The sequence below is a fragment of the Rhizobium sp. A22-96 genome (assembly GCF_053521805.1).
The window spans coordinates 95,418-116,555 of record NZ_JBNWDQ010000007.1; the positions used below are offsets into that span (position 1 = coordinate 95,418).

Sequence of the window (21,138 nt, forward strand, 5' to 3'; positions counted from 1 at the left end):
TAGAGGCCAGCCTGCAATTAAGACGCGAAACCTTGCGCAACAGGTAGGATCCTCCACTGGATTCAGACGTGCCAAAGCCCCAACGCTGCTGGTTCCAGATTGAATGCAACGTTGTTCGGAAATCTACATGCTATGGCGTTCCATAGCCAATAAATGCCGACTGAAGATCTCCTTCGGTGTCTGGAACCCCAGGCACTTGCGTGGCGTGTCGTTGAGCCGGTTGCACAGAGAGCGGATCTCCTGATTGCTCACATCCAACACGACGGTCTCCGGCGGAAGGTAGCGCCGCACGCGCTTATTGGTGTTCTCGACTGTCCCTTTCTGCCATGGCGCTTGCGGGTCACAGAACCAGGCTGTCGTTCCCATTCCAATCTCCAGTTCGCGCCAGGAGACGAATTCCAATCCTCTGTCGAATGTCAGGCTTTGCCGCGCTTGCGCGGGCAGGGGTGCCAGCTGACGGATCAACTGGCTCATGATCGGCTTCGAGCGTCGGTCATTGTTGCGAAACAGAACCGTGTAACGGCTCTTGCGCTCCACGACGGTGGCGATATTAGCGGCGCCATGCTCTTTTCTGAAGATCATCAGGTCCGCTTCCCAGTGGCCGAATTCGCTGCGGGAATTGATGACAGCGGGCCTGTTTCGAATGGCGCATTCGATTGGAAAAACGAGACTTCTCGGCTTGCGCGCATATCTTGGCCGTCGCTTCCTGCGCCGCTCCGGCAAGTGTCGAGCCAGTTGCTGATCCCGACCTTCCGGAGAATAGACATACTGATAGATCGTCTCATGGCTCAGTGTTGCAGACGAACCGCTGACAAGCCTCAGACGCCCGGAAATCTGTTCCGGCGACCAGCCGTCCTTCAGCCGGTCGATCACCGCAGCGCACAGATGTGGATCGCGCAACAGCTTTCGATAGCGACGCCGGCGGCTCTCAGCCATCTGATGCGCCGTCACATGCCAGTAGCCTTCAGCGATTGGAACGTCGCGATCATGCCAGAAATTCCGGCGCAGCTCGCGACAGATTGTCGAGCGATCACGACGAAGGGTGCGGGCGATCTCCGCCTGGCTGATCTTCTTCTCATGCATCCGCGCAATGACGCGGCGTTCGTCCATACTCAACTGCACAAAAGAGCGGGCCATTCCATCCTCCTCAAATCATGGCCATTATTGTCTTCGTTGCATTTGAAATTGGAATCTGCCCCCGCTACACAAAAAAATCAGATAATAGAAATTATGGAACTTCATTCGCACCAAAGCTGCCACAGATTGGAGGGTTAGTGAAAACATTCAGAACCTTGTCCTGAGCTGCTTTCATAGCATGACGGTATTGTAAATATAACATCGCTTCTATCGCCACGCCTCGACAATAAGCCGTTTGAAATTCGGCCCGGCGACTCCTATCTCTCTTCCTACTTTGGGAGAGACGATGCGAGACTTTGTGCACGCGACATTCGGTTCGGTTGAGCTCGATATTATTAGCCAAGCCCTCGAAGAATGGCGGCGTTCAATTGGCGTTGGCCGAGACACGCCGGAATATGAACTCGCAGCGGCCACCATCGTCACCCTCTTCAGAGAGGGCAATCGCACGCTTCCAGAGCTTCGAGCGTCGATTGCCGGCCATCGATGGCTTTCCGGAGACGCCATGGAATTCGCGCGAAGCTCGCCGAGTTCAGAAAATGCGGATTGATAGCAAATGTCGCCATTGATGGCCGCAGAACGATCGAAGGCTGGGTGAACCGCCGATGCCTTCAAGACGAAGGCGACAGATCACCCTTCTCATGTAGTTCATCAGTATGAAGCGAAGGACGGCGCTTAGGCGCAGTCATTTCAGTCGCCTGGTCGATCAATCGACTTTTGCAAGCAACTTGGCAATCCGCATCTTTGGCTGCACAGGATTTTCGTGGCGCCCCGACAAAGACCCGATGATGACGGCAACGGCCGCAACCACGACGTAGATGATGGTCCCCTTAGGCTTTCGGTCCGACATGCAGTGCCTTGTCGACTCTAGCGAACGCGATTGCTCAGACATCTTGATCCTTTGGTACTGAAGGGCGCGTATGTAGTCCATCACCGACACCTAATAAATGCTCAGATTCGCGTGCCTCCTTTGCAAGGAGCGAATAGCGGGAGATCATGTCACGAGGTTGGATCGGTAGCCTGAGCTTCTCACGCGGGCCTGTTTGACTGCGGCAAAGATGGCTTAGGCACGATGGTCATAGGCGGCCAACTTGTTTGGCCTTGCGCGGAGAGCCGGGAACTGGAAATAGGGAGGTCAATGACCGGCAGCATCAACTCGCAGCCTTGAACAAGGAAACAGCCATGGTGAAGCTCGCATATCTTTTAGGAGGGCTGCTCGTTCTGATCGGCCTCATCTGGGTCGGTCAGGGTAGCGGGTATTTTCCATATCCTGCCGAAAGTTTCATGATCGATCAGTCACCTTGGATTTATTGGGGTGCCCTGGTAGCCGTTTTCGGCGTCGCAGTGATCGTGATGGCGCGGTTCAAACGGCCGCTCCAATGACTACCTTTTGAATTCCATGTGAAACTCACCACTTTTTCCATTTTTTGTGGTAACCCGAAATGGTTCAAAATAGTGAAGCACTTCATAGGCTTGCCTCCTCTCAGTAGGGTCGGCGCCGCTACGACGCCGAAATGATCTTCTCCAACTGATTGTTCGAGCGCGCCATGGCTTTCCCCAGCCGGGCGTACCGAGATAGCCGAGCGTCTGGCTGGAAACGCCGCGAGGGAACCGATGGCCGCAACATCGCCTATCGCCGGCTTTTGAACCGATCGAATGACGTCAACCGCTGGACCGGCGGATCGGCGTCCTCCCAATGGTAGATATCCTTCCGCAGAAAGCGAACCTCTTCCTCCATCTCTTGTTCAGCGACCTCGATCCACCATGATTTTGGCCGGCCGTCGGTCCCGTCTGACCAGCGGTAGCCCCTCGCCTTTAGATGGTCTTTCAAGTCAAACGGTGCGTTCTCCGCGAAGATGCGCATGCGCGAACGCTGGCTTGCGCGGTAAAGTTCGGCAAAGGGCGATGAACCTGCTCCACCACCCGAGGCGCCCAAAACCTCCAGCAAGGCAAAGCAGTCATCGACTGCACGATGCCCATCATGAAAATATCCGCTTTGACCGATAAGATAGCCAAGCTTGCTGCCCTCATAGCCCCTTGCACTCCAATCGATCTCGGAATTCGAGCAGGCCCAGGCCTTGCGAGCAAAAAGTGGCGACAACGCCTCACAGAACGGTCGGTCGAATGCGGCATTGTGGGCGATTGTGAGATCAGCAGGCTCCACGAGAGCCCTCACCGCGGACATGTCGATCATTTGGTCTCGGACCATTGCATCGGTTATTCCGGTCAAGCGGACAATCTCTGGCGGGATCGGAACGTTCGGCTGTTGTAGACCGCAGTAGAGGCCGGTGACGTCACCAATCTCGCCTTCGTCATTGAAGGTAAATGCAATCAGCCCAATCTCGATTACCTCGTCCTTTTTGGCATCGAGCCCGGTGGTCTCCGTATCGAGGATGATGCCTTTCAGCGGGTAACCTGCTCGGGGAGTTGTAGTAATCGCACGTGGCTCGAGCTTTCGCAGGATCTGATAGCGTCCAGTCGCCTCAAGGAGCCGCACCATCTCGGTCTCGTCTGGTAAAGAGCCAGCCGACCGCAAACGCACCGGCTTCGCACTCGCTGCGCCGGTAGGCTGTGCGGTCGCCGAGAACATGTCGAGCTGAGAGGTCATCGCGTTCCAATTGCTGCGAAGGCCAGACTCTAATGTCCGATTTCCCTCGTGAAAAGAAGCGGAGCACCGGGGATTGGCAATACCCACCGATATTCGCGAATATAGCATCAGATGACAAAGCAAGAGCCGATCTGGCTCATGGAGCAAAGCGCGCGTCCGACGACTGTTTTGAGGGCTGCCGTCGGACGCTGCAATGTCCGGCCCGTGGGTGGCGTCCGGGCCGGTATTTGGAAGACTAGAGCCTACCATAGGTTTAGTGAACCTGCCCGGATGGGCAGGTTCTGCCGGCTCGCGCATTGCGCTTACGAGAAAAGGAAACTGCAGTCGGTTACGAATTGTCGTTCGACGTGCGGTTGCGAGAGCACAGAGCTTTTTCCTGAGAGCACGATCCGATATCGCCGGGTTCTTCTCTTCGATCGCTAGTGAGGCCCGGTTCAAGAACTGTGCACAAAGAGATCCAGGGGCTGTCCGATAGCAAACCTTCCCCTATGTTCCATCACCTGACCAGCGAGGTGAGACGATGATCCCATTGACGAAACTGGAGCCCGATTGCTTTTATTGGGCTACCCCAAAGGCCGACCGCGGCGCAAAGGCCCAAGTCGTGCAGCTATCAACCATTTTCGGTGTGGAACCCGAATATTGGACGGTCGCTTGCCTCGGATCTGACGAGCATCGCATGCCGACGGACTTCGAATTCATTGCCAGGATCGTGCCACCGTCCTCTAGGTTCGCCATGGACGTTGCGGCCGAGTGAACACGCTACTGATCCATCGGGGAAGGATAGAGCTTCCTTTTGGGGTGCGTGCTTTTAGCCGCACGCGTTGCAGGCCACAGTCTGGGCACTACGGCGCAGGAGCGAAGAATAAGTCAACGAGATAACGGTGTCGCCTTCGTAAGCTAGCACCGATGATACTCCCCCAAGCAACGCGTGTTGCACACTCAGCCGAAGTCTTGTTTCTCGATCAAGTGTGGAGATCGAAACCTCCATCATGGAGCGATCTGATCGCACTATAACCGCGGACTTTGTCAACAGGGCCTAATTTCCGACAACACTCAACGGCCTACGAGCGGTCGAAGCGCTCAAGCATTTTTCTGAGCTGGGCATTCTGCAGTCGCAGTTTTTGAGCCAGCTGATCTTTCAGTTGCTTGATGTCGTCGTCTAGATTTGCCGCCTCGTCAAAAAACGGATTTGTGGACACCGAAAGAGATTGTAGAGTCGGCTCTTTGCCGGCGGTCGCAGAATGCGACGCAGCCCGATTGACGGGAACCTTGGTTGTGGGCTTCGAGGCTGTTTTCCGGGGCTTAGTGAACGGCTCAACAACTTCGCCCTCCGGCGCGAGGCTTGCCATACCGGTGACAAGCTGTGGATGCTCGTCAAGCGCCCCCACGCTTGGCGCTTTTGCTTCAGCAATCGGCGATACTGGCTCTGGTGGTTCGACTTCTGTCGGGTTCGACGCAGTCATCTCCACGGGATCTGGAGATCTGCTGTCGTGATCGTGTTCTCCACCAAGGGTTGCTGTTTGCGAAACCGGCGATGGTTCGGATGGTGGCTGCAATTCAATTTCGACAGGCTTGCGATCGTTATCGCCTTCGCGGGTCTGGTCGGTCTTGTCGGCCGATTGTCGCCGTGACACTAACTGGGCAAGGAACTTCCATGGTGGTTTCATCGTGCTTCAACCTCAAGCAACAGGCGCCGCGACAAGGTCGCAACTCCAAAGCCGGGCTCGCGACACGAGCCAGGTCTTTTCCAAACTGTCCGGAAGCATACCGGCGAAAGCCGATGGCGCAACCGTCCGAATGTTTGTTATGATCGATTAGGACCCGAGACGCTTGCGCAGGTCAGCATTTTCCGCGCGCAGCTTTTCAGCCAGAGCCTTGCGAAGCTGCTTGTTTTCTTCCTCGAGCTGAAGGAGGTCTGCCATTTCATCAGCAGCCGTGACAGGCGCCTTCGCCGGCGCTTTGGCAGGGCTCGCTACCTTGGTCTTTACAGCGGCCTTGGCGCGGGTCTTTTTGGCGACCTTCACAGCGGGTTCTGCGACGGCAACGGGCGCAGCTTCAACCTTGGTGGCGCGGGGCGCTCGGACCTTCGGCGACTTCACAGCCGCGGCAGATGCCGACCGAGCCGCTTCAATTTCAGTTTTCGAACGGCGTGGTGCGCGCTGCTTTTTAACGACCAACGGTTCTGCCGCTACCGGTGCCAAAACCACGCTCGTCGCGCCTGTGTTATTCTCGTCAGCCATCGTCGTCTCCCTCTAAAGATGCTTTTGTTTTCAACCGTGCAAAAGCCGGTGTCAACATCGCCGCTGTGTCTCCGCTGCAGTTTGGCAGAAAACGCCCGAGATTTCGGGTAAAATGACTGGAGGTCACCGCCGTCCGAGCATACCCGAACGACTGTCCGTTAGCACCATAACGGAACTACTCGGGGCCGGAATTGACAGCACAGTGATTTCACCGTGGCTGCGTTTCCAGAGTAAATCTTATCAGCGATAACCCAGCTCAAATCGGGTGGGCGAGTGTCTATCATTCGATAAGTGCTGGGAACGGCCGAGATACGCTTGGCATCCCGGCCGAAATGAGGATTCTTATCTAGACGCATCCTAAGTCAGTGCTCACAGCGACATCGTAGTTGTGCGCAGTTGACTTTCTATCGGAGGCTCCGGCGGCGGCGCTCTAAAGCCCGCGTCTCAGAGCGCCGCCGTAATTGCGTTCTCGACCCGATATCACCACAATGTTGGCATAGGAACTAACGGCGGATGAGTACGTTACACATCAACGATGCGAGCAACTGTCCCCGTCGCCGAGACATGCTCGAAGCTTCCAGTCAGCGATTTCGAATAGCCGCGGCCGAGTATTCTCGCTGCGCGGATTCTATAAAACATATCCAGAATAACGTAAATTCACGGCTCCAACGCCGTTGTTCCGCCCTACGCACGCAATCGCTCCCAACACGGCACACTTCCGCTGAAGCGTCTTTGAGCAGATCGATTAGGCACCAGTTATCAAAGCAATCAGGGATCGCTCCCAAAGGATTGGAAATTCCTATGAGCAGAAAAGGCATGGCCCGTAACGCGGCACGTGTAACAGCCTCGAGACAACATATGCTGGATCGATACAAACGGCACCTTCAGGCCGCGGCTTCGAAAATCGCCGCCGGTGATCGCATCGGTGCGGAAAACGACTATCAACACGCCGAACATTTCTTCCGCTGCGCTGCCGAAGAGAAAGGCACCCATCGACTATGAACGCGATACTATTGGCCGACCACCCCGGCGGTGAAACTGAGAAAGCTTGGCTCAAGATTCTCTCGAACTATCGCAAGCCCGTCATAGGTCGAAGCCTTTACGAGCTGGCCGTGACATTGATCCCGTTTTTATTCTTTTGGGCTGCAGCTTGGGCTGCCGTGCATTATGGCTATTGGCTCGGCTTGATCCTCATCGTTCCGGCAGCAGGCTTTCTTTTGCGCCTGTTCATGCTGCAGCATGATTGCGGCCATGGTTCATTCTTCGGAGTGCGGCGATGGGATGACTGGACCGGCCGCGTGATTGGCGTTCTTACATTGACGCCCTATGACTACTGGCGTCGCGCCCATGCTGAACATCATGCTTCAGCCGGCAATCTCGATGAAAGGGGTGTCGGTGACATCACGACCCTCACTGTCGCCGAATATCGCGCGCTCACGCGTCGAGGAAAACTCGGCTACCGGCTCTACAGGCATCCCTTGGTGATGTTCGGTATCGGCCCCGCATTTCTTTTCTTATTCAAGCAGAGATTGCCTTTCGGCATGATGCGAGCTGGTGCGCTGCCCTGGATTTCAACCATGACAACCAACGCAGTCGCAGCGGCTATAGCAATTGCCCTGGTTTGGATTTTTGGTATCGCGCCGTTCTTGCTTGTTCACCTGCCAATCGTCCTGCTTGCCGGCTCGGGCGGCGTGTGGCTGTTCTATGTCCAGCATCAGTTTGAGGATACTCATTGGGCCAAGCCTCCAGAATGGTCTTTCCCCTATGCGGCCATGCATGGCGCCTCGCATTATGATCTACCGCGCCCGTTGCGCTGGATCACCGCCAATATCGGCATGCACCACCTCCATCATCTCTCCAGCCGCGTGCCGTTTTACAGATTGCCTGAAGTACTGCGTGACTACCCCGAACTGGCGAAGCTCGGCCGCATCGGCCTGCGCGATAGCCTTGGCTGCGTGAAACTCATTCTCTGGGACGAGGCGACGCAGCGGTTGATATCGTTGCAGGAGGCGGAGGCGCGCCGTTCTCAGCCGCCCGGATCGTTCTCTTGAGAGGACAGCGTCATGGAAAGCTGATGCCGGTTTTCATATTTATCGAGTTGGCGGATGATGATCGCGATCGGAAAGTTGTCGCAGACACTTCCATGGCCGACGCGAGGGCCAAGCGGCGTGGTTCCAATTACGAGAGGCGACCTGAGCGATAATGAATGGCACAGATTAGAGCCATTCCTTTAGAGGGAAACAGTGACGTAAGCCGCGCCCCCAATCGATAGCCAGGCAAGGATTGAAGAGCAACGTCGCAGGCCCTCCGGCAATTTCGGGACCGATATATTTCAGAGCCAGCATTTGGAATTGGCTCAAATTCCGACGAACGGCTGGAGCAATCTGCCGAGAAAGCCACGGAAGTGGATTCGACCTTCGATCGCTGCGAGGGAAATGCATTCGCCCTCGCTACCGATGATCGGGCTGTGATCTGTCTCATTGTCGCCTTCGACGAAGTCACCTGGAATATACCTGTTACCACCATCCGAAAAGGATCCGGACAACACCTGGGTGACCTCTAGATCGGAGTGTCCATGGGCGGGCATATGCTTGTTTGCTTTGACCTTGAGCAGAATGACATTCGCTTCAGGTGCATAAGGTACCGTGATTCGACTGAGCTTGACGCCCGGACCGACAGACCGCCACGGCCCGATGCCGCAATGGCTGAGTACCCTTGGAAGGACAATGCCACCCATCGAGGCATCACCCGGTCGCGTTGCGCCCACGCTGATCTTTTGATCGTCTGTCTCCAGTTTCGCGAGTGCACGGTTGAGGGCTCCTGGAGAAAGCTCTTCCGGTTCGAGCCGCGCCAGGAACGCTCCTCCGACAGCCTCGAAATTCGCAACCTTCCTTCGGCAGGCGGGACAACCGCCAATATGGGCTGCAACTACGAGCGCAGGCCCGGCCGGCAAGTTGCCAGCTGCATAGCGCAAAAGCGTTTGATCACTGGGGTGATAAGTTGCAGTCATAGTGTCTCTTCAAGCATGGTCTTCAACCTGACCAGCGCTCTCCTTATACGTGATTTTACGGTGCCAAGCGGCAGGTCAAGTTCCTTCGCAATCTCCGAATGCGGGCTATCGCAGAAAAACGACAATCTCAGGATCGTTTCCTGCTCCGGGCTGAGAGCATGCATCGCGGTCCTTATCCTTTCCTCGTCCACCCTGACGAAAAGGAGTTCCTCGGGCGTTTGCTCGACTTCTTGAAAACTGCTCGGATCAGCCCCTGAAAACTTCGATGATTTCTGCTTGCGCTGCAAATCAATGCGCAGATTTCGAGCGAGGGTGAAGATCCATGTCGCAGCACTGGCACGCGCAGGGTCGAAATAGGATGCCTTACGCCAGACTAGCAGCATGGCTTCCTGCGCGATCTCTTCGGCAAGTTCCGGTGCCGAGCCGGTTCGCATCATGTAGGACTTAAGCTTCGGGGCCGCCAGATTGAACAGCTCAGCAAAAGCTGCCCGATCCTGTCTCTGCGCGATGGCGAGAACAAGCTGATTTGCATCATCGGATGACAGATTGTCACGGCCGGATAACCTCTTCACCACTCTCCTCTCGGCAAGCGCGACGTGGCGGGATGATTTTTTTGAGCGGTCGGTCTGCAGCGCTGAGACATTCATACTCCTTATACGACAAACCGAAACGCGCGGATCCCGTGATCCAACTCAAATTGGGTCTCGTATTACATTTTAAGTTTAAAAAAAAGGCCGCCTCTTAGCAACAACCTGAACCCACCATTACATTTTTGACTATCGCAGATGGAGCGCTTCTCGCTGGTCAACACGGCGAGGTACCGGCTGCGAAAGCCGAGCGAGGAAAACAATGTTGTCCGATACCGAAAACAGATCGAACCGCTGGATTAATGCGGCGCTAGCGATAATTCCCGTGGTTGCCGCATTGCTGCTCGGCCAGTGGGCCACTTTCCCCAGTCTGGCGAACTGGTACGCAAACCTCGCCAAACCTGATTTCAATCCGCCGAACTGGATCTTTGGGCCGATGTGGACGCTCCTCTACGCTCTTATGGCCTATTCCAGCTGGCGCATATGGAATCTACCGTCCGATCAGCCAAGACGATCGACGACATTGGTTGTGTTTTATGCGCAGCTTGCGCTCAACGCGCTTTGGTCATGGATGTTTTTCGGCCTCAATAATCCCCTCGCCGGCCTGCTCGATATTATCCCGCAATGGCTTTTGATTCTTGTTACGATCGGTAGCTTTCGCCGGCTAGACGCGCGCGCCGCTTACTGCTTGGTGCCAGTTGCAGCATGGGTAGCATTCGCCATAGTTCTCAATTTCGAGATCTGGAGACTGAACGGCTAGGCTTATCACGTATTGATGTGCCATCACCATTAGACGTTCGTTCTTGATTATCAGCAGCATACCGCCTATTGTTGGCAAGCCACACTTCATTTTACCACGTTGCCGACAAATTTGATGACGCAACAAGGCTTCCGGGAATCGCTTTTACTGGAGGCGGTGTACAGACGCTCTCCTGAAGATAGATCAACGCGTTCATGAAGCCATGCCGAGAGAATGGCTTGGATATCACACCGTGTGCACCGGCAAAATCGTCGGGGATCTTCTTCGGATTCGCTGTGACGAATACAATGATCGTGTCTGCCCAACGGCTCTTTATGTATGCACAGACATCCAAGCCGGTTGAGTTGTTTGCAAGCTGCATATCGACGAAAGCGATGTGCGGCGGCTTGATAGCTTGCATTTTCTCGAGTTCATATAAAGAAGCGGCATCCCCGACTACGATATGACCGGCGTCCTCAATCATCGTCATAACATCCATGACCAACAACGGTTCATCTTCGACAATCAAAACGCTCAACGGCGGCTTGGGGCGTTCCATTTTTCAGTTCCGATCATTCAGGAAAACGGTTACGCGTGTGCCCGTTGGTAGGCTCGCCCACTCAACAGTAGCGTTTGTCTGTTTGGCGAGCCGACTGATCAAGGTTCGACCGAGGCCTACGGGCGGCTTATAAGGCATGCCGAGCCCGTTGTCAGTGATGGTTATGGTCGCGTCACTCTTATGACAACGACCCGACAACTCGATCCTACCTGCCTTGCCGTCTGCGAAACCATGCTTGATGGCATTGGTAAGTATCTCGTTGAGGATGAGCCCCAGCGATGACGCATTTCCGGCCGCGACCGAAATCTGATCAACATCAGAAACCAGAGAAATATCCCCGCGCCCGCTCGCGCCAATGACATCTTCAGCGAGCTTCACTGCAAATCCGCCAATGTCAAATTTGCCCAAATCCTCGGACTGGTAAAGGGTCCTATGTACCGTCGCCAACGCGTCAATGCGTTCCATCATGGCGTCGAGCTTCGATGAAATCACGGGATCGCCGATCGCGCGCGACTGCAATCTGAGAAGGGATCCAATCATGGTCAGATTGTTCTTCACACGATGGTCGACTTCGTGGAGCAACAAAGTCTTCGCCTCAAGGGCGGCTTCAAGCTCCGCGGTGCGACGCTTTACCTCGTCTTCGACAATCGATTTTTGTTCGCTGACACGGTCCGTCGCGTCAACATGTTTGCTGACGTCCAGTTGCGACGCGAAGAAGAATTGGATCTTGCCGTCGTCGTTTCTTACCGGACTGAGATAAAGGGCGTTCCAGAACTTCGAACCGTCCTTTCGGTAGTTGAGAACTTCGACGGAAATGCTTTCCCCATCGGCGATCGCAGATCGAATCTGAGCAACAGTCCCCGCATCTGTCTCCGGTCCTTGAAGAAAGCGACAATTTTTGCCCAAAATCTCCAACTGATCGTAACCTGTGAGCTGCTGGAAGGCCGCATTGCAAAAGACAATCGGGTTATCTGCTTGGGACGGATCGGTGATAACCATCGGCATTCTGGTTGCCCGCACTGCCGCTGCAAAAGGATCGCCTCTACCGTGCGAATAGTGAAGCCTGTCCGTTAGGCGCCAATCGTCTCGTTCTTCCAAGGTACCTCCAAACATTCTCAAAATAATAGGCGACCCGGGAAACGCCACAATTCGCCAATTGGTTCCTCCTTAAAACGATGTCTGACATCTGTTGACACAGGAATAGGCCGGTGGCACGAGTTGAGCATGGTCAATCGTTCATCACTTAATGTCTCGCTCACCCCTGAACTTGAAGGCTTCATAAGTGAACGCCTGGCGTCAGGCGATTACGCAAACGCCAGTGAAGTCGTTCGCGCAGCTTTGCGTTCACTAAAGGCTGTTGCCACTGCTCCCCAACCAGCCCTCATCGATGGCTGGCCGAAGGGCGGAGGCGAATGCGGTTCGATCATCCGCGAAAAGGATTGGACCCAGAGCCCATTGGGCGCGATCCCAACGTGGTCCCACGAGCTGCGTGCGACGGTCGCCAACATCGTTAATTCCCCCGTCGCCAAGGTGTTGATGTGGGGGCCTGACCACATCATGCTCTACAACGACGCCTACAAGGAGATCGCCGGCGAACGCCATCCGATGGCGATCGGCGCGCCTGTCGCCAGTGCATTTCCGGAGGTCTGGGACTGGAACTGCCCTATTCTTGAAGCGGGACTGAAGGGCGACACGGTCTTCCATCGCGATCAGCCTATCGTTTTGCAGCGCGCAGATGGCCCGCAGACGCTGTTCCTCGATCTTTTTTACACACCTGTCTACGATGCCGACGGTAGCGTCGGCGGCGTCATGTGCACGATCGTGAACAATAGCGCTCGCATCCTAATGGAAACGCGGCTCGCGGCAAGCGAAGTAGAATTGCGCCGGGTTACGGATGCAGTGCCTATGTTGATCTCCTACGTCGATCGGGATCATGTTTATCGCTTTGCGAACGCCGCCTATCGCGACTGGTTTGGAGTCGAGCCTGAAGCGATGATCGGCCGGCACATCCGCGATATGATAGGAGAGGCTGCATACAACGACCGTTACCCCTCCATCGATCGCGGATTGGCCGGAGAAACTTTCTCTTCCGAAACGGATATGCCTCATAGAGATGGATCCTCCAGGCGTCTGGAGGTCCGCTACGTGCCTCGCATCGAACCAGACGGATCGATCCCCGGCGTCTATATTCTCGGTATCGACGTACAAGATCGGGCGCTTCGCGAAGCAGCACTCGCAATCAGCAATGGCCGTTTTCACACGGCCATGGGTGCGGTTCACGGCATTTTGTGGACCAATAGCGCTGAAGGCCAAATGTTGGGTGAACAGCCAGGGTGGGCGGCGCTGACGGGGCAGACGTTCGAACAGTACCAGGGCTATGGCTGGTCGAATGCAGTGCACCCGGACGATTCCGCCGCGAGTGTCACCGCATGGCAGCAAGCGGTCGCGGCCAAATCCATGTTTGTCCATGAGCATCGTGTTCGCCGTCATGACGGCGCCTGGCGCCAATTCTCTATTCGCGCTTTGCCCATCGTGAGCTCGTCGGGGGATCTTGTCGAGTGGGTTGGAGTTCATACCGACATTACCCATCAGCGCGCCGCCGAAGCCGCTCTGCGAGAGCAGGCAGAAATACTGACGCAACAGGTGCTCCAACGCGAACGCGCCGAGGAGCAACTCCGGCATCTCAACGAAACGCTTGAGGCCCGCGTCATCGCCGAAATTGACGAGAGGCGCCGAGCCGAAGCAAAGCTTGCCCAATCGCAGAAGCTGGAAACGATCGGAAAGTTAACCGGCGGCGTGGCGCACGACTTCAATAACTTGCTGCAGGTCGTGTCAGGCAATCTTGCTCTTCTTGCCAGGGATATAGCCGGCAACGAGCGAGCCGAAACCCGGGTTGCCAATGCGATGGCAGGCGTCAGCCGTGGAGCGAAACTGGCAAGCCAGCTTCTCGCTTTCGGTCGCAAACAGCCTCTCGAACCCAAAACCGTCAATGTAAGCCGCCTTGTGCAAGGCATGGACGATATGCTGAGGCGCGCGATCGGTGAAGCTGTCGAGGTAGAAACCGTCGTTTCAGGTGGATTGTGGAACACATTCATCGATCCCGCTCAGATCGAGAATGCTCTCCTAAATCTTGCCATCAACGCTCGCGATGCAATGGATGGCCGCGGCAAATTGACGATCGAGCTCTCCAATTCCCATCTGGACGACGCCTACGCGCGAAATCACGAGGAAGTGACGCCGGGTCAATATGTATTGCTGGCGGTGACCGATACCGGATCAGGAATGGCCCCGGAGATAATAGACCGGGTATTCGAACCGTTCTTTTCGACGAAAGCCGAAGGAAAAGGCTCAGGTCTTGGGCTGTCAATGGTTTATGGTTTTGTCAAACAATCCGGCGGCCACGTGAAGATTTATTCCGAGCTCGGTCACGGAACTACGATCAAGCTATACCTACCGCGTGCACTCCAATCGGAAGATATGGAAGTCGCCGTCGAGAACGGACCCATCGCCGGTGGTACCGAAACGGTGCTGGTGGTTGAAGACGATGAGGCCGTTCGGGAAACGGTGGTGGCGCTGCTGGCAGATCTCGGATACCGCGTGCTTAAGGCGACGGATGCCGCCAGTGCGCTCAATGTGATTGATAGCGGCATTCCGATCGACATCCTTTTCACCGACGTGGTCATGCCGGGAACCCTTAAAAGCCCCGAGCTTGCGCGAAAGGCGCGTGAGCGGCTTCCCAATATCGCGGTTCTGTTCACCTCGGGCTACACCGAGAACTCTATCGTGCACGGCGGCAAGCTCGATGCCGGCGTCGAACTCCTCTCGAAGCCATACAGCCGCGACGCCCTAGCCAGGAAATTTCGGCATGTACTCAACAATCAGCGCCAACGTAGCGGAGCGCCCATTGCCGCTCCGTCGCTTCAAACAGGCGAGTCTTCAGGAAGACTTGATGTCGCCAAGCAGCTGACCGTGGTGCTCGTCGAAGACGATGCTCTCATCCGGATGAACACTGCTGATATTTTGCAGGAGGCGGGCCATATAGTTGTGGAGGCTGCCAGCGCCGAGGAAGCTATGGCGGCTCTTGAAACCGTTCCGTTCGATGTGCTGGTCACAGACATCAACTTACCCGGCGTGTCCGGTGAGGTGCTTGCGGAACGTGCGCAAACATTGCGACCGTCGGCCGCTATTGTGTTTGCAACGGGCGATCCCTCCCGTATCAGCGCTGCCAACGGAGCAGCGATCCTGGGGAAACCATATAACGAGAGACAATTGATCGCTGCTGTTTCATCGAGCCGGTCCCGCGGCTCGGGGCAGGCACATAGCTTGGAAAGTGATGGCTAACGTCCAAGCACTACTGCTACCGACAATGCTCCTGCAACTCAGTATCCGATGAGCGCTTTGCCGATTGGCGGAGTATAGACACCAATAAAAGGACGGCGAACGATAGTGGCGGAATTGATCTCCTGCTTCGATACTGCAATACCGTGCGCGACGGAGACACCTTGACAGACCCAAGTGTGAGATCTGCGCCATCTAGTAGGCCTGAAGCAGTAGGAAAAGCCAACCGCGATCTACACTGACATGGCTCCGATCTACGGCATCGCGATCGCGCAGTTTATGGCCGAAGCCAAGTCTCCTTGGTAGCTTGCACATTGGCAGGTCAATCTAAACAATGTGATCGAGTCCGAGAGTGGCAAGTTTGTCGAATTCCACACGACGCTCACCCAGTTTACCATTTTGCGGTAACACGCGGATGAACCAAAATAGCGAAGGATCTCATACACCTGCCTCGGCTCAAGCAGGTCAACGCCAACCGGGAGAACTGGCCAAACCACGGTGCAATTCAACACATCGGGATGAGTTTGAGATGATCCTTGCCCTTCTCCCGGTCAATTTCCTTTAGCGTTGGCTTGCAAAAGCACTCCACGGCCTTGCAGCTTGTCGAGCTATGCTGATGGCCGTCAAAGAGTTTCACGCGATACTGACGTGTCACGCGGTAGATATCGCAAGGATAAGCGCTACGATTGGCCACGTAGCGCTCCAAGAACGTACTGCTGGATTAATAAAGTTAAATGCGTCCGCGTCGATATAGGGCCAAGAAAGGCTCTGCCGTATTGGAGTCCTCGACCATGAACATCATGCCGCGCTTCTCTCCTGTCCGCGTTGTTCGCAGCTCTACTGGCGAAATCAAAACCGTAAGAAGCGCCGACGATGCCTGGAAGACGCTTCTTGACGATTGGCCGGCCGACGAAGGAAACTGCTTCATGTCCGCGCTGCTGATCTGCATGGAAGTGCAGCTCGGCGAACGCTCGCCAGAGGAAGCTCGTATTGCTTTTATAGATGCCGCGGTGGAAGCAGGCGTTCCCTTGCTGTCGTGACATGGCATCCGGTTCGATCCCACCACCCACCGGAACCTTCAGCGTCCCGGCAAGTTGACTCTTCAAATTCACAGGAGATGTCCAATGGCCCAATGGTGGAACAAGCCCGTAATCGTCGAGACCCGTAAGACCGGCGACCGATTGGTGATCTCGAATAGCGAACGAGCTGCTGAGTACATGCTCAACGAATGGCCGACCCTTGAGGATGGCCAAGCGTATAGGGCCGCCCAGAAAGCGCTCCAGCAATCTCACGATGGCAATCTCGAGGCTGAAAAAGCCAGAGAGGCTTTCCTTGCGGCTCTCGCAGAAGGCGAAGTATTTGTCTTTGATGAGTGAGCTGGGCAATTACATGGGACTACATAGCCTACACCATTTCTATGCGAGTTGGCTAATCAGTCGAAAAGCGGATGGCGTTCTGGGATTGCCCGCGAAGATGGTTCACGAACGTCTTTGTCACGCTGCGATCTTGATGAGGATGGATGGGTGCGGAAATCTTTTTCGGCGGAAAGCCGAAGGGACAGAACTAGCACGAACGTCAGACATACCGCTCAGCTGAAGGCACCATGGATCCGACACGAGGCAAAATAGCGCTTTGAAAACAATAAGCGGTGAAATCCTGCAAATCCCCCTAGCTTTGGCGTGAATCCAGGCGACGCCTTCAGATTGCATACCTCACCTCACCACCATTGGAATTCTGAGCGTAAGAACCGCTTAAAGCTGAAACCGGCTGATCTGTCTGATATCTTCCGTAAAATGTGCCATCTCCTCATCTCGCCTGACCTGATCGGGAATACGCAACAGGTAAGACGGATGGACGGTCACAAACAGAGTACGCGTCTGATCCATGGCGATTGGCCGGCTGCGAAGATCCTCAAGGCGGTGCTTTCGATTCGTTAGCGAAAAAAGCGCCGTTGCTCCCATCGCAACCACAAGGCTGGGCTTGACCAGATCGATCTCACGCGTCAGCCACCACCTGCACTGCTCCACCTCGCCCGCATTTGGTCGTTGGTGTATACGACGCTTGCCCCTTGGCTCGTACTTGAAATGTTTGACCGCATTCGTGACGTAGAGCGCGCGCCTGTCAAGGTTGGTAAGCGACAAAGCCTCATCGAACACACGGCCGGCGGGACCGACAAACGGGCGCCCGACAAGGTCTTCCTGATCGCCGGGCTGCTCTCCGACGATCATGACCTTCGCCTCGACAGGTCCTTCGCCAAATACCGTCTGTGTCGCCCGGCAGTGAAGATCACAGCGCGTACAGCGTCTCGCCTCTTGGCGCAGCGCATCAATCGTACCGGCCTCGACCGTCGGTGCGTCTGGCGCACGCGCGGCAGCCTCCCGAAGGCGATGGTGAAAGGGAAGAGGTTCGGTTGCTTGCCGCCGTCCCATATTGATGAGCTTGGCTTCCGCGCCGGCGATTAGGCTCGGAATGAGCTCCGCCTCCGGCAGGTTCTTCCAATACTTCTTTGGCATTTCCGTCATCATCATCTTCACCTTCAACCGCGCGGGATTGAAAATGGAAGCATAGTAGGTGCGCCAGAGGTCGTCGATCTTATCGGATATATCAGGCTTTGGCGAAGGCTCGGTCGAGGTCTGAAGAGTTCGGCCATCCCAGGACGCCGAGCCGCGTGGTGTTGCAATGATCCAGTCCATGTCGTTGAAACGGCGCTGAAAGAATGGTGCGACTCGAGCGACGATAAAGTGGTCGGGCTCGAACCAGGCGAGAAAGCGGCGCCGGCCAGCGACGCCGGCAGGCAATGGAATTTCCTTGAACCGCACGAAAGCCGTCATCTTGTGATAGTCGCGACCGATTGATTTTTGCATGCGCAGCGCCAACGCGACGTCGGCATCGGTCTTCACGTTCAGCAAATGCCGTTCCGCCTTCAAACGAAAGAGAAGCCTGTAAAGCAAAGCGAATCGGTCGGGATTGGAGTGACAGACGACAGCATCCGCCAACCGAATGAAAGCAGGCGGCACAGACATTTGTGAAGCGTTACTTGAGGGAAGTTGCACCGGGGCAATCTCATCGGTCAGTACGCCAACGTCTGACCCAAACATCCCCTGCTCTTCGCCTTTCAGCCTCCAGTCAATCGCAGTCGGTTTGAGCCCCGCAGCCAGGAAACGTCGCGCCGCATCACGCCATTCGGACAGATCGCCGCGTCCTTCGAGAAAGCAGGTCTCTGTCATAGCAGCGAGAGCTGTTCCGGCTTCGGCATGAACATCGATCTCAGGTCGGCGCGATCAATCAGTCGATGTGGCGTCCAGTTTTCCGCAATGATGAACGTCTGCACCTTTTTCAACGACACGCCGAGCCGCCCGACATCCTCCAGTCGCAGCCGCTTGAAGCGTCGTGTCGACAAGATCGACTTGACGGTCTTGGTACCAAATCCGGGTACACGCAGGAGCGTCTCCTTGTCTGCAAGATTGATATCGACCGGAAAACGATCACGATGGCCGAGCGCCCAAGCCAGTTTTGGATCGAGGTCGAGATCGAGCATGCCGTCCGGTCGTGACGAGGTAATTTCCGAAATGTCGAACCCGTAGAAGCGATAAAGCCAGTCTGCCTGATAGAGACGATGTTCACGCATCAGCGGCGGCTTGATCAGCGGGAGGTTTTTCGACGAGTCGGGGATAGGGCTGAATGCGGAGTAATAAACGCGCTTCAGACCGTAGCTGCCATAGAGCCGTGCACTGGTTGCAAGGACGGTAGCATCGTCGGCCGTATCGGCGCCGACGATCATCTGCGTGCTTTGCCCAGCTGGCGCAAACTTCTTCCGCCGCTTTGTCTGCAACGTCGGCTCGGCCATTTCCTCGATCTTGAGGCGGAGATTGCCCATCGACTGACGAATACTATCCGGGCGCTTTTGCGGAGCGAACTTGCCGATGCCCGCATCGGTCGGCAGTTCGATGTTGATCGACAAGCGATCGGCATAGAGCCCCGCTTCCTCGATTAGTTGCGGGGATGCCTCCGGAATAGATTTCAGATGAATATAGCCCCTGAAATTATGCCTCGTGCGCAATTCGCGAGCTATCCGGACCATCTCTCCCATTGTATGGTCGGAAGAGCGAATGATGCCGGATGACAAAAATAGACCCTCGATGTAGTTCCGTCGGTAAAACTCAAGTGTCAGCCAGACGACCTCTTCGACCGAAAACCGCGCCCGCTCTACATTACTGGACGACCGGTTGATGCAATACGCACAGTCGTAGATGCAGAAGTTGGTCATCAGGATCTTGAGAAGCGAGATGCATCGCCCGTCCGGCGCGTAAGCATGACAAATGCCGGAGCCCTCGGTCGACCCCAACCCACCGGAAGCGGACGAATTGCGTTTCACAGTCCCGCTGGAAGCACAAGACGCATCATACTTTGCCGCGTCCGAAAGGATAGCTAAGCGTTCTCTGAGCGACTTCTTCATGAGGATGTTCACTAAATGTTCTAATAGCATTTGTCAATGAAATTACGATACCGAGGAAGCGACCGAATTTTGCTCCTGCTGCCCTCCAAGGGGTCGATTCGAGACAGGAGCGAAATAACGCGCTACTTCGCCCAATTGCAGGCCGTCGTGGATCGCGCTTGCGAAAAACGGTTCGGCGGTCGAAAAGGCTTGTTGCCTTAAGGGAAGACGCGTCTTCTTTGGAGGTAACGTCAGAGCCGGAGAAGCGCTCCTCATTGAACTTGCCGGAATGTCCAACGACCATCTCCATCTGCATTGTATCATCCGGTGAGGCGACGGACACGTGATTGGGAGCGTTTTCACCCAGTACAGAACTTGATGCGCTCAGGTAACTTGTCACTGCGACGATCGGGAGCTTGAACGGATTGGAATAGCTGGGCCACCTAATGACGAGCCTAACGATCAGCTCTGCCCAACGTCCCAATAGCCAGATGAACCCCAATTGCCGGAATCTAAGTTTCGGCGTTTGCCGTCACTCAAACAGGAAGATGCTATCCGTGTGCAGCAAACACAACGCTGGCGTCGCTGACGATGGCGACGTGCCTATAGGCCGCCTGCGTAGCTGCTTGAGTATCCGCACGCATAATCGCGGTAACGATCACGTCGTGCTCATCGAAGGATTTGGCCAGACGTCCAGGGAGCCGGAACTGCGCCCGGCGGAAGGGAGCAAGCCGGGCTCGGGTTTGCGTCACCAGCTCGAAGATATGGTCGTTATGCGCACCACGATAGAGCTGGGTATGAAACTCGACATTGTACGCGGCATAATCCTCCTCGGCGCCGGCGCGCACCAGCCGAGCGGACGCACGATGTTCAAGCTCGAGCGTACGACGTTCGTCGACAGTCATTCGTTCCGCTGCTAGGCGCGCGCAAATGGCTTCAAGCTCAGCCATCGCCTCAAACATCGAATGCAGATAGGCGCCACTAACATTCGCCACAACAGCGCTACGGTTCGGTTCGCGCCCGACAAGTCCCATCGCGCTAAGCTCGCGCAGCGCTTCGCGAACTGGGGTCCGCGACACTTCGAAGCGGCTGGCAAGCGTTGTTTCGTCAAGCTTCTCCCCAGGCAGGAGCGCACCCGTCACGATCATATCAGCCATCGCCCGCACCATCTGTTCGACGGTCGTTCCGGCCCTGACAATTTCTCGGCGCTTGGCTTGCTTCACAGGAATATGCGAATCCTCGATTATTGCATACACATGTATGCGCTGGGTACGCAAAGTCAAATAGTCATTTAAGTGCATGTTTTAAAAGAATATTATATCACCTATGACTTATTGTGATAGTTGATTTTCTTTCGACTCTCCAATTTTAGATTAAAAAACAAGCACTGCCTTCTGTTGAGCAGATTTCAGAATGAATCTGCATACACTTTTCGCTATCAGCATGTCGCGAAAAATTTTACACAACAATATCATATGCTTATTATCT

Annotated in this window: 18 protein-coding genes; 7 read left to right on the forward strand and 11 right to left on the reverse strand. The window is 55.3% G+C overall.

What is annotated here, in order from left to right; genetic code table 11:
- Nucleotides 1-123: 123 nt before the first annotated feature.
- A complete protein-coding gene (locus ACQZ6F_RS27580; RefSeq protein WP_449095216.1) occupies nucleotides 124-1,137 on the reverse strand; it encodes an IS30 family transposase in 1,014 nt (337 codons plus the stop codon).
- A gap of 1,179 nt (nucleotides 1,138-2,316) precedes the next feature.
- Here ACQZ6F_RS27580 and ACQZ6F_RS27585 point away from each other — a divergent pair.
- Nucleotides 2,317-2,517 carry a hypothetical protein gene (locus tag ACQZ6F_RS27585; RefSeq protein WP_449095215.1) on the forward strand — a complete coding sequence of 67 codons (201 nt, stop codon included), beginning with the start codon at nucleotides 2,317-2,319 and terminating at the stop codon, nucleotides 2,515-2,517.
- A 247-nt stretch (nucleotides 2,518-2,764) separates the two neighbouring features.
- On the opposite strand, the gene ACQZ6F_RS27590 is transcribed toward ACQZ6F_RS27585, so the two are convergent.
- From ACQZ6F_RS27590 to ACQZ6F_RS27600, 3 genes are all read right to left on the reverse strand, one after another.
- Complete coding sequence (locus tag ACQZ6F_RS27590; protein WP_449095305.1) at nucleotides 2,765-3,742, reverse strand: 3'-5' exonuclease; 978 nt, start codon at nucleotides 3,740-3,742, stop codon at nucleotides 2,765-2,767.
- Between the two features lie 1,061 nt (nucleotides 3,743-4,803).
- On the reverse strand, nucleotides 4,804-5,409 hold the full coding sequence (locus ACQZ6F_RS27595; RefSeq protein WP_449095214.1) for a hypothetical protein: 606 nt from the start codon (nucleotides 5,407-5,409) through the stop codon (nucleotides 4,804-4,806).
- 147 nt (nucleotides 5,410-5,556) lie between these two features.
- Nucleotides 5,557-5,982 (reverse strand): SyrB-like regulator, encoded by a 426-nt coding sequence (locus ACQZ6F_RS27600; RefSeq protein WP_449095213.1) that lies wholly within the window; start codon nucleotides 5,980-5,982, stop codon nucleotides 5,557-5,559.
- A gap of 801 nt (nucleotides 5,983-6,783) precedes the next feature.
- Between ACQZ6F_RS27600 and ACQZ6F_RS27605 the strand changes: the two genes are divergently transcribed.
- Both ACQZ6F_RS27605 and ACQZ6F_RS27610 read left to right on the forward strand, forming a co-directional pair.
- Entirely contained in the window at nucleotides 6,784-6,984 is a 201-nt protein-coding gene (locus ACQZ6F_RS27605) for a DUF4167 domain-containing protein (protein WP_449095212.1), read from the forward strand.
- Entirely contained in the window at nucleotides 6,981-8,033 is a 1,053-nt protein-coding gene (locus ACQZ6F_RS27610) for a fatty acid desaturase (RefSeq protein ID WP_449095211.1), read from the forward strand. Before ACQZ6F_RS27605 ends, ACQZ6F_RS27610 begins: the two co-directional genes overlap by 4 nt.
- A 305-nt stretch (nucleotides 8,034-8,338) precedes the next feature.
- Here the strand turns inward: ACQZ6F_RS27610 and ACQZ6F_RS27615 are convergent, their stop codons facing one another.
- Together ACQZ6F_RS27615 and ACQZ6F_RS27620 are read right to left on the reverse strand one after the other, a co-directional pair.
- Nucleotides 8,339-8,992, reverse strand: coding sequence for a ChrR family anti-sigma-E factor (locus ACQZ6F_RS27615; RefSeq protein WP_449095210.1), 654 nt, complete (start codon nucleotides 8,990-8,992; stop codon nucleotides 8,339-8,341).
- Nucleotides 8,989-9,639 (reverse strand): sigma-70 family RNA polymerase sigma factor, encoded by a 651-nt coding sequence (locus tag ACQZ6F_RS27620; protein WP_449095209.1) that lies wholly within the window; start codon nucleotides 9,637-9,639, stop codon nucleotides 8,989-8,991. Before ACQZ6F_RS27620 ends, ACQZ6F_RS27615 begins: the two co-directional genes overlap by 4 nt.
- A 202-nt stretch (nucleotides 9,640-9,841) precedes the next feature.
- On the opposite strand from ACQZ6F_RS27620, the gene ACQZ6F_RS27625 reads away from it, so the two are divergent.
- Nucleotides 9,842-10,339 (forward strand): TspO/MBR family protein, encoded by a 498-nt coding sequence (locus tag ACQZ6F_RS27625; RefSeq protein WP_449095208.1) that lies wholly within the window; start codon nucleotides 9,842-9,844, stop codon nucleotides 10,337-10,339.
- A gap of 91 nt (nucleotides 10,340-10,430) precedes the next feature.
- Here ACQZ6F_RS27625 and ACQZ6F_RS27630 read toward each other — a convergent pair whose 3' ends face one another.
- Both ACQZ6F_RS27630 and ACQZ6F_RS27635 read right to left on the reverse strand, forming a co-directional pair.
- Nucleotides 10,431-10,877, reverse strand: coding sequence for a response regulator (locus tag ACQZ6F_RS27630; RefSeq protein WP_449095207.1), 447 nt, complete (start codon nucleotides 10,875-10,877; stop codon nucleotides 10,431-10,433).
- A gap of 3 nt (nucleotides 10,878-10,880) precedes the next feature.
- Nucleotides 10,881-11,990 (reverse strand): PAS domain-containing protein, encoded by a 1,110-nt coding sequence (locus ACQZ6F_RS27635; protein WP_449095206.1) that lies wholly within the window; start codon nucleotides 11,988-11,990, stop codon nucleotides 10,881-10,883.
- 111 nt (nucleotides 11,991-12,101) lie between these two features.
- Here ACQZ6F_RS27635 and ACQZ6F_RS27640 point away from each other — a divergent pair, with 111 nt between their 5' ends.
- The 3 genes from ACQZ6F_RS27640 (at nucleotide 12,102) to ACQZ6F_RS27650 (ending at nucleotide 16,591) form a co-directional block, all read left to right on the forward strand.
- Nucleotides 12,102-15,218 carry a PAS domain-containing protein gene (locus ACQZ6F_RS27640; protein WP_449095205.1) on the forward strand — a complete coding sequence of 1,039 codons (3,117 nt, stop codon included), beginning with the start codon at nucleotides 12,102-12,104 and terminating at the stop codon, nucleotides 15,216-15,218.
- Nucleotides 15,219-16,006: 788 nt separating this feature from the next.
- Nucleotides 16,007-16,255 (forward strand): DUF982 domain-containing protein, encoded by a 249-nt coding sequence (locus ACQZ6F_RS27645; RefSeq protein ID WP_449095204.1) that lies wholly within the window; start codon nucleotides 16,007-16,009, stop codon nucleotides 16,253-16,255.
- 84 nt (nucleotides 16,256-16,339) lie between these two features.
- On the forward strand, nucleotides 16,340-16,591 hold the full coding sequence (locus ACQZ6F_RS27650; protein WP_449095203.1) for a DUF982 domain-containing protein: 252 nt from the start codon (nucleotides 16,340-16,342) through the stop codon (nucleotides 16,589-16,591).
- A 375-nt stretch (nucleotides 16,592-16,966) separates the two neighbouring features.
- Here the strand turns inward: ACQZ6F_RS27650 and ACQZ6F_RS27655 are convergent, their stop codons facing one another.
- The 3 genes from ACQZ6F_RS27655 to ACQZ6F_RS27665 all read right to left on the reverse strand — a co-directional run bounded on the left by ACQZ6F_RS27655 (nucleotide 16,967) and on the right by ACQZ6F_RS27665 (nucleotide 20,873).
- The gene (locus tag ACQZ6F_RS27655; RefSeq protein WP_449095202.1) at nucleotides 16,967-18,442 is read right to left on the reverse strand and encodes a UdgX family uracil-DNA binding protein; all 1,476 of its coding nucleotides are present in this window, start codon (nucleotides 18,440-18,442) and stop codon (nucleotides 16,967-16,969) included.
- Nucleotides 18,439-19,671 (reverse strand): putative DNA modification/repair radical SAM protein, encoded by a 1,233-nt coding sequence (locus ACQZ6F_RS27660; RefSeq protein WP_449095201.1) that lies wholly within the window; start codon nucleotides 19,669-19,671, stop codon nucleotides 18,439-18,441. The genes ACQZ6F_RS27655 and ACQZ6F_RS27660 overlap by 4 nt, the downstream gene beginning before the upstream one ends.
- 530 nt (nucleotides 19,672-20,201) lie before the next feature.
- Complete coding sequence (locus tag ACQZ6F_RS27665; RefSeq protein ID WP_449095200.1) at nucleotides 20,202-20,873, reverse strand: GntR family transcriptional regulator; 672 nt, start codon at nucleotides 20,871-20,873, stop codon at nucleotides 20,202-20,204.
- Nucleotides 20,874-21,138 lie beyond the last annotated feature (265 nt).